We start from the raw sequence: 15,714 nt of genomic DNA, 5'->3' as shown, positions 1-15,714 counted from the left end.
TCACCCCCGAGCCCTAGGAGGCATGCCATGGCAACGGGTGACACAGACCGCATGGCAGCCGCGAACGACGAACCACGCTTCGTACGCGGTCAGTTGACACTGCACGGGGGGCCGGCCGTACCCCGCGCCCGCATCCGCGCCCTGGACGTGAATCTCGACACCGCCGTCTCCCTCGGCGACGCCCCCACCGACGCCACCGGAACCTACACACTGCAATACACCCCCGACCGCCTCGGCCGCCCCGGCAAGAAGGACGCCGACCTCAAGGTCCTCGTGCTCCCGCCGGACGGCGACGAGGTACTCACCGAGTCCGAAGTCCGCTACGGCGCAGGCCCGGACGAGACCGTCGACCTCGAGATCGACGTCGCCGCATGGCTGCCCTCCGCCTACGAACGCCTAGTCGACACTCTCTCCCCCGCCCTCGGCCGCCGCCTCCCCCACACCCTGCGCGACGACGAGATCGGATACCTCGCGGCCACCCTCAAGATGGACGCCGAGCCCCTCCGCAATCTGCGGGAATGCAGCGACTGGGCACGCAGGACCGGGCTGCCCACCGAGGTCTTCCACGCGTTGCAGCACGCCGAGCTTCCCGCCGACCCGCTGGCCGTCGCCGCCGAGCCTCGGGACCGGGTGGCGGAGGCGATCCGGTCGGCGGCGCGGGCGCATGTCATCCCGCCGCAGTACGAGGACGACGCCGATGCCCTCGCCGACACCGACCTGCCGGACCGCGCGGCGGACCTGCTGCTCGCCGAGGCACCGACCGGCACACCCGCCTCGCTCGGCGACCTGCTCCGCAAGGCCTCGCTCCCGGACGCCGGCCGGCGCACGTTCGCCAAGCTGGTGGCCAAGCGCCCACTGGAGGGCGCATCCTTCTGGACGTCCGCCGGACAGCAACTCGGCCTCTCCGAAACCCGGTTGAGCGAGCTGCGCACGCTCCTCGACCTCGGCGCACTCAGCGGCGGCTACCTGCCCATGGTCGACCGGCTGCTGCGCGAGCCATTACACGCCGGCGTCCGCGACCTCGCCCGCCTCGAACCGCGCGACTGGGAGGAGCTCGTCACCGGGACGGGGGTGCCGCGGAACGTGCTGCCCGGCGCCGGCCAACGCCGCCGCATCGCGTTCTACGCCGCGCAATTGCACCGGGGCCTGGAAGAGCGCCACCCCACCGCGGTACTCGCGGCCCGGATCGGGCAGCGCCGGATCCCGGTGGCCGAGCGGATCAGGCCGCACCTCGAGCGGTTCTTCGCGCAGAACACCGTCTTCGAGTTCGACGAGCACCACATCACGGGCTACCTCGCCCCGGACGGCGGCGCCGATCTGCGCGGCATCCCCGAGGCGGTCCTGCCACTGCTCCGACAGGATCTGCTGCGGCTCGACCGGGTGACCCGGATCGTGCCCCGACGGCTGGGGCCCGAGCAGCCGCCGCGTTACAGCATCGTGGCCGCGCTCCTGTCCGCCGGATTCGACTCGGCGTACAAGATCACGCGGGTGGGTCGCACCGATTTCGGCGCGGCGATGGCCGAGGCACTGGCGGGTGACCGGGAGCTTGCGGAGCAACTGCACGCGCAGGCCGAGGACGTCACCGCCCTCGCGGCGTCGCTGGTCCTCGGGTACGGCACGACGGCCGCCACCCTCGGCACCGCGGTGCTGCCCGCGCCATCGCCCGACGGCCTCGCCCCCGCCTCCACCTCCGCCGACACCGTCCCAGGCCCCGCGCCCCGGACAGCCGCCGCCCTCCCCAAGCCCGGCCTCCAGATCCCGGACCTTCGCACCCTCCTCGGCAACCTCGACTTCTGCGCCTGCGAGGACTGCCGCTCCGCCTCCAGCCCCGCCGCCTACCTCGTGGACGCCCTGAAGTTCCTGGCGGACCGTCCGCTCCCGGCGAGCACCGGCCCGAAGACCGCCCTCGACGCGCTGACGGCGCCCGGTCGCCGCCCCGATCTCGCCGAGACCCAGCTGAGTTGCGCGAACACCAACACCCGGCTCGAGCAGGCCGACCTGGCGATGGAAATCCTGGAGAACGCCGTCTCCCCACGGCCCGCGGGACCGTACCCGCAGACCACCTGGACCGAGGAGGAGTTGCTCGCCAACCCCGAGCATCTGCACGGGCCCGCCTACGAACAGCTCCGCCGGGACATCTATCCGTGGACGCTGCCCTTCGATCTGCGGCTCGCCGAAGTCCGCACCTATCTCGGTGAGCTCGGCGTGGACCGACATGAGTTGATGCGGGCCCTCGACGAGCCCGCGCAGTACGAGCTGCTGGGCCTCGACCCGAAGTCCGCCGGGCTGATAACCGATTCCGCCCCGGCCGAACCATGGGCCCTGTGGGGCGTCGACGAGACGGTGAGCAATCTGCGAGACGTACGCGACGGCAGCACCGTCTCGGGCCCCTGGGTCGGCGTGCTCGGCGGCCGGATCTCCCTCCTGCTCCAGCAATCGGACCTGGGCCTCGCGGAGTTGCGGGATCTGCTCGATACTCGCTTCGTCAATCCCGAGGGGCATCGGCCGACCGTCGAGGGCGCCGCCTGCGACCTCACGCAGCGCAGCGCCAAGTGGCTCACCGCGGCGCATCTGACCCGCATGGTGCGCTTCGTACGCCTCGCCCACACCCTCGAATGGCACGTCCACGAGCTCGACCGCGCCGCGAACGCGTACGGCGCGAACGCGCTCACCCCGGACTTCCTGGGCTGGCTCGCGCACGCGCATCACTTGGCATCGGCCCTGAAACTCCGCCCCACCGACGTGGCCGCCTGGTGGGCCCCGATCGACACCCATCGCTACATCGTCCACGGCGACGGGACCGACACCCCGGCGCCCTCCCCCTACGACCTGCTGTTCCTGAACCGGACCGTCGTCAGTCCGGCCCCCGAAGCCCTCGCCCTCAATGCCGACCGCACCGAACTCGCCCGCCCCTACCGGGCCCCGGACGGCACGGTCGCGCACGCGGACGCGACCATCACCGCGCACCGCGCCGCCGTCGTCCTCGCCCTCGGCATCGGCACCGGCGACCTGTCCCGGCTGCTCGACGCGGGCGTGCCCGACGAGCTGGGTCTCGCGAACCTGTCGGCGCTGCACCGGATCACGTCGCTGGCCCGGGCACTCGGTCTGAGCATCCGCGACTGGCTGCGCGTCACGACGCTGACCGGACTCGACCCGTTCCCGGGGCCGCCGCTCGCCCTGCTGGAGCGGGCGGCGGCGACGGTGCGCTTCGTCACGGACGTCGAGCACATCCGGGCCTCGGGATTCACGCTGAACGAGCTGGACCACGTACTGCGACATCGGCCGGCCCCCGAAGTGGCACCGGGCGACGCCCAGTTGGCGCGCTCGCTCGGCGAGATCCGCGACGGGCTGCGGGCCGTCGCCGCCCGCACCGCCGCCGTCCCGGACCCGCAGGGCGAGTCGCTGGCCGGCTTCCTCTCCCAGCTGGGCTGGGACGCCGAGCTGATCAGCGGCGCTCTCGGAACGGGCGCGCTCGGCGCCGAAGCACGTACCGACGTGCCCCTCGCCGAACTGCCGCCCGGCCTCGTCCTGCCCGACCAACTGCCCGCCGGGCTCAAGGAGAAAGCCCTCTTCGACCGCGGATCCCTCGTCACGCTCGGCGCGCTGCGCAAGTCCGAACAGGACCAGCTGCTCGACCTGCCCGCCGACAAAACGACCCCGCAATATGCGAAGTACGCCACCGCCGTGCAACTGCTGCACACCACCTCCCAGGCGCGCGCCGCCGCTCCGGTCGACTTCGTGACCCGGCGGATGCAGTCCCTGACGCTGCCCACCTTCCGCGCCGAGCTGCGCTTCGAGGCGGACCTGGAGCAGCTGCCCGCCGGCGTCGTACTCCCGGACGACCTCCCCGAGCGCCTCGCGGGCCGGGTCTCCTTCCAGAACAAGAAGCTGCGCTGCGCCGGTCTGATGTCGGCGGGCGACCACGAGGCGCTGCGCGCCCTGTCCGACACGGCCGCCTGGCACAAGGCCGTCGACGAGTTGTACGTCGATCTGCACATCCCGGCCACCCTCGCCCCCGGCTTCGGCTATGACGCGGCGTCCCGCAGCCTGTACTTCACCGGGTGGATGACCGACGCCGTGCGGGTCAGGCTGCTCGCCCTGTCCACCGCCCCCGCCTGCACCACCGCCGTGCAGGCCCTGTTCACCGAGTCCAACGCCTACGTGGAGCTGGACCCGGACAACGCGTACCTGGGCGCCGCGGCGACCGGGGCGGCCGACGCCCCGCTGCGCCTGTTCGAGGACGCCCGCAGCGCGGCCGACCGGTTCCGCATGGCCCTCGACCTGCTGCTGCCCAGCCTGCGCCGGAGGCAGAGCGGAGACTGGGTGGTTGCGGCGCTGGCCCGTTCGCTCGCCGTGCCGCCGCCTGTCGCGCGGGCCCTGGCGAACCGGCTGAGCTGGCCGGGGCGCAGCACACAGAGTGTCCTCGCCGCCTTCCTCGACCCGGTGTTCGTGGCCACGACCGGCGTCCTGTCGGAGTCCGCCTGCCCGGACCAGTACGGCGCGTTCATCCGCCTGCAGAAGGCGGCGCTGGTGCTGACCCGGCTCCGGTGCGACACCGACGACGTCACGGGTCTGCTTCGCGAGGACGACTGGGCCTTCCTTGCCGGGCTGCCCATCCATCAGAGCAAGGCACCGGTGGGGTACGCCGGGTGGCGGGGGCTCACCGCTCTCGTCGCGCTGCGCGACCGGCTGCCCGGCCAGGGCTCCACTCTGCGCGCGGTGTTCGCCGCGTCCCGTGTGCCAGGGACCACCCTGGCGGCCGTACTCGCGCGGCTCGCCGAAATCACCGCGTGGAACGCCGCGGATCTCGGCCAGGCCGCCGCGGGGCTCGGCATGACCGTGCCCGCCGATGTGCGCGACGAGTCGCTGCTCGCCCGGCTCGCCGACTGCGCCGAGCTGTTCCAGCGGCTCGGCTCGTCCGCCGCCCAGTGCCGCCGCTGGACGCAGCACCCGATCCAGGCGCCCGACGCGGAGGCCGCGCGACAGGCCGCGCGGACCAGGGTCGGCGCCACCGCGTGGCGGGAGCGCGCCCGTCCGCTCCGGGACGAGCTGCGCGAACGGCAGCGCCGCGCGCTCGTCGACCATCTCGTCCACGTCGAGCGGCTGCGCGACGCGGACGAGCTGTACGGCCGGTTCCTGATCGACGTCGAGATGTCGCCGTGCGCCCGGACCACCCGGATCCGGCAGGCCATGAACGCGGTGCAGCTGTTCGTGCAGCGCTGCCACATGAACCTGGAGCCGGACGTGCCGCCGTCGGCCGTGCCTGCGGACCAGTGGGCCTGGATGAAGAACTACCGGGTCTGGGAGGCCAACCGGAAGGTCCTCTTCCATCCCGCCAGGTACGCCGAGCCCGAGCTGCGCCGCGACAAGTCACCCGCCTTCGTACGCCTGGAGAGCGAGCTGCAGCAGGGCGAGATCGACGCCGACAAGGCCGAGCGCGCCTTCCGCGGCTATCTGGAGGACCTCGACCGGGTGGCCCGGCTCGACGTGGTGGCGACGTGTGTGCAGCGCTCCGGCGACCGGGAGATCCGGCATGTGTTCGGGCGTACGTTCAATACCCCCACCAGCTACTTCTACCGGCGCCGCGTGGACGCGCTCTGGTATCCGTGGCAGCCCGTCGACCTGAAGATCGAGGGCGACCATCTGCTGCCGGTGGTCTGGGACGAGCGGCTGCTGCTGTTCTGGCTCAAGTTCCAGGAGAAGGCCGAGGAGCCGGCGTCGTTGGCGCAGTCCGCCACGGGCACCCGCCCGAAGAAGTACTGGTCGCTCCAGGTGGTGTGGAGCGAGTACCGGGACGGAAAGTGGTCGGCGGCCCAGCTCCTCGATCCACCGCTGACATCGGCGAGCGCCCGGTTCGCCCGGCCCGAGGCGTTCTTCCTCGCGCCCCTGCCGGACGAGGACTCTCTGACGATCGCGGTCGGCTCCCGCGGCGTCCCCGATTGGGCCTCGGCCTCCTACGACGGCTACGACCCGGTCTACGAATGGAAGGTGCTGCGCGCGCCGCGCGGCAAGGGCCGCCTCGTCCTCGGGGACGACCGCGTCCGGAACAAGTCCGACGGCCCGTTCGGCTTCGGCACCCCGTTCACCGACCAGAGCTTCAACGCCGTCGCCGAGCGCAGCCCCACCGTGCAGCGGCCCGTGAGCGTACTCACCGCGGGCGGCACCGGCCGCCGGCCGACCGCGGCCAACGAGCTGCTCACCCGCCGGCGCACGGGCCCTGCCAACCCCTACCGGCTCACCTTCCCCGTGCAGGCGGAGATGATGGAACCGGCAGGCCAGGGCCTGACAGTGACCTTCTTGGACCGGGACTCCTTCTTCTACTCCGACGGGCGCAGGTCGTATCTGGCGCACCCGGCGACGTACTCCCTGATCGTCAACTACCCGTCGCCGAATCAGGCCGTGCTCGGGCCGCTCTTCGTGATGCGCGAAGCGGTCCGCTTCGAAACCCACTTCCACCCGTACGTCACCCGGTTCGCCACCGCCCTCAACACGGGCGGCGTGCCCGGCCTGCTCTCCCTGGAGACTCAGCGGCTCAGCGACTCCGGGCCCATCACCGGGCCGTTCGGTGCGGCGGTTCACGTGGCCGCCGGTGCGAGGTTCGTCAACGAGTACGCGCCGCGCTGGGACAACGTGTACCCCTTCGACTGGCCGAAGGAGACCGTCGACTTCACCGCCGACGGCGCCTACTCCTCGTACAACTGGGAGCTGTTCTTCCACGCGCCGCTGCTGATCGCGACGCGGCTCGGCAAGAACCGGCGCTTCGCCCAGGCACAGCAGTGGTTCCACAAGATCTTCGATCCCACGATCAGCTCGACCGACCCGAGCCCGGCACGCTACTGGCGGCTGCTGCCGTTCCACACCGCCGTCCTCGCCCCGCCGGTCCAGGAGTTGGCTCGGCTGCTCGCCGACAAGAACAGGCCTTCGTGGGCGCGTGAGGAGATGGTCGCCCAGGTGCGCAACTGGCGCGACCACCCCTTCGACCCGCATGCCGTGGCCCAGCTGCGGCCCAGCGCCTACCAGCAGAACGTACTGATGAAGTACCTCACCAACCTGGTGGAGTGGGGCGATCAGCTGTTCCGGCAGGACACCATCGAGTCGATCAACCAGGCCGCGCAGCTCTACGTCCTGGCCGACCAGATGCTGGGCCCGCGCCCCGAGCAACTGCCCGCCCAGGCCGGGCCGGCCCCGCTGACGTACCGGGAGCTGGAGCCGTCGCTCGACGAACTCGCCAACGCGCTCGTCGCCGTGGAGGGCCTGCTCCCGCCGCCGGCCGCCGCGCCCGGCCCGGCGAACGGCCAGGTCAAACCGCCGATACCGGTGCCGCTCACGCTGTACTTCTGTGTCCCGCACGACGACGCACTGCTACGTCATTGGGACATCGTCGCCGACCGGCTGTTCAAGATCCGGCACTGCATGAACCTCGCGGGAACCGTGCGCGAACTCGACCTCTTCGGCACGCCCATCGACCCGTCTGCCCTCGTCCGCGCACTCGCCGGCGGGGCCGACCTCGACCAGGTGCTGTCGGACGGGGCAGCGGGCCCGCCTTGCTACCGCTTCGCCGCACTGGCCCGCAAGGCAATGGAACTCTGCTCCGACGTACGGCAATTGGGCGCGCTGCTGCTCGCCGCCCTGGAGAAGCAGGACGCGGAGCGGCTCGCCGTGTTGCGTTCCGGGCACGAGCTGTCCCTGCTCGACGCGGCGCGCTCCGTACGGGAACTCCAGATCCAGGAGGCTCAGGCACAGGTCGACGCGCTGGCGAAGTCCATGACCATGGCGCGCACCCGATGCCTGTTCTACGTCGAGCAGCTCAAGGCGATGGAAACGATCACCATCCCGCCACCCACCGGGCAGACCCGCAGCCAGATCCTCGGGGCCATGCGCGAGGTCGTGGACGGGCTGCAGCCGCGCACCCCGCTGACCCGGGTCACCGACCAGCTGACCACGCTGTTCCGCGCCGAGATGGACAGCATCCACGCCAGCTTGGAGGAGGCGATCTCCCAGAAGGACCAGGACGAGGACCCGGGCGCGAGCGAGAGCTTCACGCTCCCGATGAACAGCTTCGAGCGTCGGCAGCTCGCGGAGCTGAAGACCTCGAACGAGAAGCAGCTGCGCGCCATGGACCACGAGGCCGCCGCCCAACTCTTTGCCCTCATACCCGACTTCACGCTGGGCCTGCAGGGCTGGGCGGCAAGCCCGGTGATCCAGGCGCAGATAGGCGGCACGCTGCTGTCGACGGCGGCTCGGCTGGAGGCAAGCGCCCAGAACTACGCCTCGAACGAGCACGCCTACCGCGCGAACCTCCACCAGCTCCTGGGCGGCTACCGGAGGCGGGCGGACGAATGGCTGCACCAGGCCCATCTGGCGAGCCAGGAGGGCGCGCAGATCGGCGCCCAGCTCTCCGCCGCCGGGCTGCGGTTGGCCATCGCCCGGATGGAGCTGCTCAACCACGACACCCAGACGGCCGGCGCCCGCGAGGCCGACGCCCTGCTGCGGGACAAGTACACGAACGAGGACCTGTACGCGTGGCAGGTCGAGCAGATCTCGGCCGTGCACCACGCCGCGTACGAGCTCGCCTTCGACCTGGCCCGCCGCGCCGAGCGCGCCTACCGCTTCGAACTCGGCAACCAGGACAGCGACTTCATCAGGCCCGGCCACTGGGACGGCCTCAAGCAGGGCCTGCTCGCCGGGGAGCGGCTCGCCCAGGACCTGCAGCGGATGGAGGTGTCCTACCTCGACCAGCACCGGCGGGAGTACGAGATCACCCGCCATGTGTCGCTCGCACAGCTCGACGCGGCGGCGCTGATCCGGCTCAAGGTGACCGGGGCCTGCGAGGTGGACATCCCGGAGGGTTTCCTGGATCTCGACTGCCCCGGCCACTACGCCCGCCGGATCAACTCGGTCGCGCTCAGCGTCCTCGGCGTGGCCGGCCGCCACACCAGCGTGAACTGCACCCTGACTCTGCTGCGCAGCTCGGTCCGGGTCAGTCCCGATCCGAGCGGGGGCTATCCGCGGACCGGCCCCGGAGACACCCGCTTCGTCGACGACCTCGCCGCCGCCCAGTCCATCGTGACGAGTCGCGGCACCGAGGACGCTGGGCTCTTCGAGGCGCAGGGCGCCGCCGACGAACGGTATCTGCCCTTCGAAGGGTACGGCGCGATCTCCCGATGGCGACTCGAACTCCCCTCGGAGTTCCGGCAGTTCGACTACGCGACCATCGCCGATGCCGTGATTCATCTGCGCTACACGGCGCGGGACGGCGGACGGCGCCTGGCCGACGCGGTCCGCGCCGCGCAACGCGCCGACCTCGGCAAACTGATGGCCTCGGCCGACGGCAGGGGCGGCTTCACCAGGGCCCTGAGCCTGCGGCACGAGTTCGCCGACTGGTATCGGCTCACGGCCGCCACGGGTGACCGCGAGATCACCCTGGAGATCGCGGACCGATTCCCGTTCCTGCTCCGCGACGGCACGCTCACCATCGACGAGGTGGGGGTGTTCATCAAGGCCGAGGACCGGCTGACGGACCAGCACGTGCAGCAACTGCGCAAGGCGACATTCGACGGCAAGGCCCTCACAGGCCTGACAGGCTGGCTGCGCCGCACCGACGTCGTCCAGACCGTTGTCCCGGTGCCGGATCCGGGCTGGGACCCCCGTTCGGGCAAGAAGCTCTCCCTCAAGGAGGTCGCACCGGAGACCCTGCCGTACATCGACGACCTCTGGCTGCTGTGCCACTACACGTTCAAAGCAGGACCGTCCTGAGCCCGGCGCAGCCGCGAAGCGCCCGTCTCACGGCTCTTCCGGCCCGTCCTCGTCCAGTTCGAACCACACCGTCTTGCCCTCCGGCTCCGGGCGGAGGTTCCAGCGGTGGGCCAGGAGGTCGAGGAGGACGAGGCCGCGGCCCGAGGAGGAGAGTTCGCCGGGGGCGCGGCGGGAGGGGACCTCGTCGCTGCGGTCGGAGACCTCCACGCGCAGCCGGCGGCGGCCCTCGGCGCCGCTGATGTCGGCGCGCAGGACGGCGGCCTGCTCGGTGTGGATCAGTACGTTGCCGAGGAGTTCGGAGACGAGCAGGAGGACGGTGTCCACCTGCTCGGGTCGGGCCCAGTCGTGGAGCAGGCCCTGGAACTCGATGCGGGCGTCGGCGATGCCCTGGGCCTGGTCCTGTTCGAGAGTGAAGCGCAGGTTGCGCCCCGGCCCGTCCGCGTGGTCGTCGCGGGGGTCGCGGCGCAGGAGCAGCAGGGCGATGTCGTCCTCGGTGAAGGAGGTGACGGGACGGTCGCCGGGCTGTGTGGCCTGCGGGGACACGACCGCGTTCAGGAGCCGGTCGGCCATGCCGTCGATGTCGTCGGGGCCGCCCGGCGTCAGCGCGCCGCGCACCCGGAGCCAGCCGGAGTACATGTCGTGGCCGCCGGACTCGATCAGGCCGTCCGTGCAGAGCATGAGGATCTCGTTCTCACGCAGTGTGACGACGCTGACCGGGTAGTCGTCCTCGCCGAGGTCGAGCCCGAGGGGCAGTCCGCCGCGCACGTGCTTGAGCAGGCAGGTGCCGTCCGGCAGCCGCAGGACCGGATGCGGGTGCCCCGCGCGGGCGATGCGGAGCATTCCGGTCGCGGGGTCGGCCTCCAGGTAGATGCAGGTGGCGAAGCGGCCCTCGCCCAGTGAGGCGAGGAAGTGGGAGGCGCGGACGAGGACGGCGTCGGGGCCGTGCCCCTCGGCGGCGTAGGCGTGAATGGCGGTGCGCAGTTGCGACATCAGCCCGGCGGCCTGGACATCGTGGCCCTGGACGTCGCCGATCACCACGCCGAGGCGCCCATTGGGCAGGGTCATGCTGTCGAACCAGTCGCCGCCGACCATGAGCCCGCCACCGGTGGGGACGTAACGCGCGGTGACCGTGAGTCCTTCGGGGCCCGGGCCGACGCGGCCCATGCTGCTGCGCAGGCTCTGCGAGAGGGCGTGATCGGCCTCGCCGTCGTACGTCTGCTCGATGCACTGGCCCAGCAGCCGGGCGAGGGTCACCAGGAAGGTGCCGATGCCGCCGGTCATCTCGACCGGGGCGTCGAACGCCGCCATCCACACGCCGGTGTGCTGGCCGTACGTGGTGAGCGGCAGGAACGCCCACGCTTCGTACTGCGTGAGGTACGCGTACTCACTGGCGGAGGGGAACCGGTCCAGGTACTCCTGCGGCGAGGTCAGAACCACGGGCCGCCCGGTCCTCGCCACCTGCGCGGCGGGGTGGGCGGTGCGCAGCGGCAGCCGGAACGCGTCGGCCTCGCCGTCCCCCAGACCGAACCGGCCGACGCAGTGCAGCATGTCCCGGTCCGTACGGAAGACCGCCTGCCCGCGAAGCGGGAAGGCGGCGTCGGCCAGCTGGGAGATCAGGGTGAGGGCCTCCCCCAGTGACGCGATCCCGGCCAGGGCGTGTCCGGTGACGAGGACGTCGGTGTCCCGGTGGCTGGTCCGTCCCGGCGCCCGGTCCGAGTCGGCGCCGGGGCCTCCGGAGGCCGGGCCCGCCAGCCGGTTGAGCACGTCGACCTGGCGCACCTCGGCGTCGTCCGCCTCGGGTCCCCCGTGCCCGTCGAGGTCGTCTTCGGGGATTCCGCGCTCGCGCCCGCCACCCACCTGCGGCACTCCCCTCGGCTCGACGCACTCCGGCTCCCCCCATGGTCCGACGATCGTCCGCGCCTCGCCTGATCTCGGGCGCCATGCGGGCGACCGTGCGGCGCGCCCGACCAGGACGGGGCCCGGTCGGGCGGCCAGAGGCTGTCATGCGGATCCGTCCTGAACCGAACGACAGACCCTGCGCGCGGCTACGTCACCAGGAGGACTTGGTGACTCCCGGCAGGTGTCCCGCGTGGGCCTCCTCCCGCAGTCGGACGCGGGACAGGCCGAACTTGCGCAGATGCCCGCGCGGCCTGCCGTCCACGCTGTCGCGGTTGCGGACCCGCGTCGCGCTGGCGTCGCGCGGCTGGCGGCGCAGTTCGGCCAGGGCGTCGGCACGCTCCTGCTCCGGGGTGCCGGGTCGGCGGACGATCTCCTTCAGGGCCGCGCGCCGGGCGGCGTACCGCTCGACGACCGCCTTCCGCTTCTCGTTCTTCGCGATCTTGCTCTTCTTCGCCATCAGACCTTGCCCCCTCGCGCGCGGATCCGCGCGACCGCGGCCTCGATGCCGATGACATCGACCGTCTTGACGCCCCTGGCGCTCAGGGTCAGGCGCACGTTGCGGCCCTCGCTGGGCAGCCAGTAGCGCTTGCTCTGGATGTTCGGGTCGAAGCGGCGCGAGGTGCGCCGGTGCGAGTGGGAGATGCGGTTGCCGAAGCGCGGTGCGGCGCCGGTCAGTTGGCAGTGGGCGGACATACGGGCCCTCTCTGTCGTCAGCTGTCGTCGTCTGTCGCGCCGGCCGACGCCGGTCACGACCATGGCCCCGTTATTGAACATGGAAACCATTGCCATATAGTAGCGGCATGGCACGCAACGAACTGCGCCCGATCCTCAAACTCCGCTCGACGGCAGGGACGGGCTACACCTACGTCACCCGCAAGAACCGCAGGAACGACCCGGACCGCCTGGTCCTGCGCAAGTACGACCCCGTGGTCGGCCGCCACGTCGACTTCCGCGAAGAACGCTGAGCACCGGCCGGATCCGCACCACCACCCGAACGACCCGAACCACCCGAACCAACTGGAGTCCGCCATGAAGCCCGGCATCCACCCGGCCTACCGGCCCGTCGTCTTCCGCGACAAGGCCGCCGGATTCGCCTTCCTGACCCGTTCCACGCTCACCACCGACCGCACGGTCGAGTGGGAGGACGGCAACACCTATCCCGTGTACGACGTCGAGGTCTCCTCGGCGAGCCACCCCTTCTACACCGGCACCGCCCGCGTCATGGACACCGCGGGCCGCGTCGAGCGCTTCGAACGTCGCTTCGGCCGTCGAGGGGCCCGGTGATGGGGGGCCGCGACCGGCTGCCCGTCGTGATCGTCGGCGGCCTGCACAGCGAGGCGCGCCGGGAGGTGGTGCGGGGGCTGCTCGACGCGGTGCCGTCCAGCGTGGCCCTGCACCACGACCTCGGCACCGCCCCGTCGGGCACCGTGACCCGCACCATCCGTGACGCGTCCGGTGAACTGGGCCGCGGCGAGGCCCCGTTGGTCAACGACTGCGCCTGCTGCGCCCTGCGCGAGGACCTCGTGCCGGAGCTCGAACGTCTCGCCGCCGACGGGCTGACCCGGCTTGCGGTCGTGGAGCTGTGGGACTCCGTGGAACCACAGGCCATGGCGGATGTCGTGGCGGCCCACGGCGCTCCGGCGCTGCGACTGACCGGTGTGATCACGGCCGTCGACCCCGCGCTCGTGCTCCCGTATCTGGGCAACGGGGACGACCTCGCCGAGGCCGGTCTCGCGGCGGCCGCCAGTGATCAGCGGACGGTCGCGGACACCTGGGCCCGGCAGCTGGAGTACGCCTCCGTCGTCGCCGTCACCGAGAGCCCGGAGGCGGACGAGGAGGACCGGGCGCTGCTCTCCCAGCTCCATCCGACGGGGCAACAGGTGCCGGCCCGGTCGAGCGAGCTGGCCCGGCTCGCCCTGGCCGGATTCGACGTCGAGGCGGCCCGCACCGCCCAGCATCCGGCCAGCGCCCGGCTGCCTCAGGAGGCGGAGGAGGCCGGGGTCGGCACCCTCGTGTGGCGCCGGCACCGGCCGTTCCATCCGCAGCGGCTGTTCGACGCCCTGGAGGATCTGTGCTGTGCCGCGGCCCGCAGCCGGGGGCGTTTCTGGCTCGCGGACCGGCCCGACACCCTGCTGTCCTGGGACGCGGCGGGCGGCGCCCTGGGCGTCGACGACTGCGGGCCCTGGCTGCACTCACTGCCCGACGCCGCCTGGGAGCTGGTGCCGCCCGAGCGGCGCGCGGCGGCGGCCATGGACTGGCACCCGGAGCACGGCGACCGCTGCCAGCACCTCGTGTTCACCTCCCCCGCGCTCGACCGCGAGGGTCTGGCCGCCCTGCTCGACTCCTGCCTGCTCACCGACGACGAGTACCGCGCGGGCCCGACCGGTTGGAGCCGGCTCCCCGCCGCCTTCGACCCGCTCCTCGACCCCGCGCGCTGACCCACCGAAAGGAACCGACATGCCCCGTCCCCGCACCCCGCGCAAGCCCGCGAAGCCGCGCCCGAATCCGCTCGACGCGGCCGGCATCACCTACGTCGACTACAAGGACACCGACCTGCTCCGCCAGTTCATCTCCGACCGCGGCAAGATCCGCAGCCGCCGCGTCACCCGCCTGACGGTCCGCCAGCAACGCCAGGTGACGGCCGCCGTCAAGAACGCCCGCGAGATGGCACTGCTGCCGTACGGGAACAGGTGAGGCGGGGCGGCTGCGGGCGTGTCAGGCGCAGGTCCGCAGCCGCACCGTCGTGCCCTTCGCGCCCGGGCGCACCTGCACCGTGTCGCACAGCATGCCCGCGCCCCACAGGCCGAAGCCGGAGTCGGTGACGGAGTCCGGTGGGGTCCAGCCGAGGTGGGCGTCGGGCTGCCAGTCACCGGAATCGGTGATCTCGCAGATCAGGCCGTTGTCGGGCCAGGCGCGCAGCGTGACGGGGGCGTCGCCGTGGCGGATGGCGTTGGTCGCCACCTCGGTGACGGCCACCAGGAGCTGGTGCAGGGCGTCGCCCGTCACTCCGCAGCCGCGCGCCTGTTCGGCCACGAAGGCGCGCACCGCGTGCAGGTCCGCGGGCAGGATCCGCATGGACGCGGTGGCGTGCGGCGACGCGGGCAGCGGCCGGCGGTCGAGTTCCGCGAGGAGGGCCGTCTGGTCGCCGTACACGGGGCTGTCCCGCAGGGCCTCGCCCTCGAAGACCTCGGGGTGGGTGCGGCGCACGTGATCGACGACTTCGGGTGGCAGCACCCGCGTGTCGTAGCAACAGCGGCTGTGGTAGGGCTGGTTGGGGAAACTGACGTTGAGCATCGCTTCGTAGCGGACCCATTCGATGGGGTCCGGGTAGCGCTCCCAGTCGTCGGTCGCCACCACCCAGGCGGGGCGCGGGCCGAGCGTGCGGGCGACCGCCGAGATCGCGGTCATGGCCCGTACGGGGTTCGTATAGACGTCCAGAGGGTTGATGAACTGCACGGCGGGGGCGTCCGGACCGAGCGCGTCGCGCAGCGCGTCGCTCTCGCGCACCGGGGCCACGGCGATCGTCGGCGCTCCCGCCTCGATGCCCTCGCGCAGGTGCGGCACGGTGCCCGCGAGGAACTCCGGCATGCCGTCGTACAGCACCGCCTGGTGCTGGTGGACCAGCGGCTCGTCGAAGCCGGGGGCGTCCGCCGGACCGAGCCGTTCCAGCGCCTCGATGATCTCGTCGATGGTCATGCCGTCCCCTCCACTCCCGGCACGAGGCCCGGCAGCCGGCCCCAGCCCACGATCGCGATGACGCCCGCCACCTCCGGTGCCACGTGGTCGAGGACGAGTCCCCGCTGCGGGCCGCGGCGGTGTCCGATGCCCGCCAGCAGGCGCAGCGCCCCGAGGTCGATGAAGGTCAGCCCGCGGAGGTCGAGGTGGAGTTCGCCGTCCACCTCCGAAAGGTCCGCGAGGGCCTGCGCGACGACGTCGTGCCGGGTGGCGTCCAGTTCCCCTTCGAGGCCGAGTCCGGGCGGGTCGTCGGTGCGGGTGATCCGCAGGATGCGCTGCTCGCCGGGTGCCGTGGCGTCCATGAAGCCTGCCGAGTGGTGAGGT

10 protein-coding genes are annotated in these 15,714 nt (G+C 72.1%); 5 read left to right on the top strand and 5 right to left on the bottom strand.

Going from position 1 to position 15,714, the window contains the following annotated elements:
* The first annotated feature begins 51 nt into the window (after nucleotides 1-51).
* Nucleotides 52-9,756 carry a Tc toxin subunit A-related protein gene (locus ACNYS0_RS41180; protein ID WP_422481772.1) on the top strand — a complete coding sequence of 3,235 codons (9,705 nt, stop codon included), beginning with the start codon at nucleotides 52-54 and terminating at the stop codon, nucleotides 9,754-9,756.
* A gap of 27 nt (nucleotides 9,757-9,783) precedes the next feature.
* Here ACNYS0_RS41180 and ACNYS0_RS41175 read toward each other — a convergent pair whose 3' ends face one another.
* The 3 genes from ACNYS0_RS41175 to rpmB form a co-directional block, all read right to left on the bottom strand.
* The gene (locus ACNYS0_RS41175; protein ID WP_422481770.1) at nucleotides 9,784-11,613 is read right to left on the bottom strand and encodes a SpoIIE family protein phosphatase; all 1,830 of its coding nucleotides are present in this window, start codon (nucleotides 11,611-11,613) and stop codon (nucleotides 9,784-9,786) included.
* A 193-nt stretch (nucleotides 11,614-11,806) separates the two neighbouring features.
* Nucleotides 11,807-12,112: a 30S ribosomal protein S14 gene (gene rpsN / locus ACNYS0_RS41170; protein WP_422428851.1), complete on the bottom strand. Its 306-nt coding sequence runs from the start codon at nucleotides 12,110-12,112 to the stop codon at nucleotides 11,807-11,809.
* Nucleotides 12,112-12,348 (bottom strand): 50S ribosomal protein L28, encoded by a 237-nt coding sequence (rpmB, locus tag ACNYS0_RS41165; RefSeq protein ID WP_422482907.1) that lies wholly within the window; start codon nucleotides 12,346-12,348, stop codon nucleotides 12,112-12,114. Before rpmB ends, rpsN begins: the two co-directional genes overlap by 1 nt.
* Before the next feature lie 107 nt (nucleotides 12,349-12,455).
* Between rpmB and rpmG the strand changes: the two genes are divergently transcribed.
* The 4 genes from rpmG (at nucleotide 12,456) to rpsR (ending at nucleotide 14,349) form a co-directional block, all read left to right on the top strand.
* Entirely contained in the window at nucleotides 12,456-12,620 is a 165-nt protein-coding gene (rpmG, locus tag ACNYS0_RS41160; protein WP_422481768.1) for a 50S ribosomal protein L33, read from the top strand.
* Nucleotides 12,621-12,684: 64 nt separating this feature from the next.
* A complete protein-coding gene (locus ACNYS0_RS41155) occupies nucleotides 12,685-12,939 on the top strand; it encodes a type B 50S ribosomal protein L31 (protein WP_385755001.1) in 255 nt (84 codons plus the stop codon).
* Nucleotides 12,939-14,093, top strand: a complete 1,155-nt coding sequence (locus ACNYS0_RS41150) for a CobW family GTP-binding protein (protein ID WP_422481766.1) — start codon at nucleotides 12,939-12,941, stop codon at nucleotides 14,091-14,093. The genes ACNYS0_RS41155 and ACNYS0_RS41150 overlap by 1 nt, the downstream gene beginning before the upstream one ends.
* A gap of 19 nt (nucleotides 14,094-14,112) precedes the next feature.
* Nucleotides 14,113-14,349 carry a 30S ribosomal protein S18 gene (rpsR, locus tag ACNYS0_RS41145; RefSeq protein WP_422481764.1) on the top strand — a complete coding sequence of 79 codons (237 nt, stop codon included), beginning with the start codon at nucleotides 14,113-14,115 and terminating at the stop codon, nucleotides 14,347-14,349.
* A gap of 21 nt (nucleotides 14,350-14,370) precedes the next feature.
* Here the strand turns inward: rpsR and ACNYS0_RS41140 are convergent, their stop codons facing one another.
* Nucleotides 14,371-15,351, bottom strand: coding sequence for an anti-sigma factor RsbA family regulatory protein (locus ACNYS0_RS41140; RefSeq protein WP_422481762.1), 981 nt, complete (start codon nucleotides 15,349-15,351; stop codon nucleotides 14,371-14,373).
* A complete protein-coding gene (locus ACNYS0_RS41135) occupies nucleotides 15,348-15,692 on the bottom strand; it encodes an STAS domain-containing protein (RefSeq protein WP_422481760.1) in 345 nt (114 codons plus the stop codon). The genes ACNYS0_RS41140 and ACNYS0_RS41135 overlap by 4 nt, the downstream gene beginning before the upstream one ends.
* Nucleotides 15,693-15,714 lie beyond the last annotated feature (22 nt).

The sequence above is a fragment of the Streptomyces anthophorae genome (assembly GCF_049310305.1).
GTDB lineage: Bacteria > Actinomycetota > Actinomycetes > Streptomycetales > Streptomycetaceae > Streptomyces.
This window is presented reverse-complemented; position numbering and strand designations above follow the sequence as displayed.

Excerpts from the sequence above, each read along its gene's own strand:
- ACNYS0_RS41135 (WP_422481760.1), bottom strand. The coding sequence starts at position 15,692 with ATGGACGCCACGGCACCCGGCGAGCAGCGCATCCTGCGGATCACCCGC.
- ACNYS0_RS41180 (WP_422481772.1), top strand. The coding sequence starts at position 52 with ATGGCAGCCGCGAACGACGAACCACGCTTCGTACGCGGTCAGTTGACA.
- rpsN (WP_422428851.1), bottom strand. The coding sequence starts at position 12,112 with ATGGCGAAGAAGAGCAAGATCGCGAAGAACGAGAAGCGGAAGGCGGTC.
- rpsR (WP_422481764.1), top strand. The coding sequence starts at position 14,113 with ATGCCCCGTCCCCGCACCCCGCGCAAGCCCGCGAAGCCGCGCCCGAAT.
- ACNYS0_RS41150 (WP_422481766.1), top strand. The coding sequence starts at position 12,939 with ATGGGGGGCCGCGACCGGCTGCCCGTCGTGATCGTCGGCGGCCTGCAC.
- ACNYS0_RS41140 (WP_422481762.1), bottom strand. The coding sequence starts at position 15,351 with ATGACCATCGACGAGATCATCGAGGCGCTGGAACGGCTCGGTCCGGCG.
- ACNYS0_RS41155 (WP_385755001.1), top strand. The coding sequence starts at position 12,685 with ATGAAGCCCGGCATCCACCCGGCCTACCGGCCCGTCGTCTTCCGCGAC.
- rpmB (WP_422482907.1), bottom strand. The coding sequence starts at position 12,348 with ATGTCCGCCCACTGCCAACTGACCGGCGCCGCACCGCGCTTCGGCAAC.
- rpmG (WP_422481768.1), top strand. The coding sequence starts at position 12,456 with ATGGCACGCAACGAACTGCGCCCGATCCTCAAACTCCGCTCGACGGCA.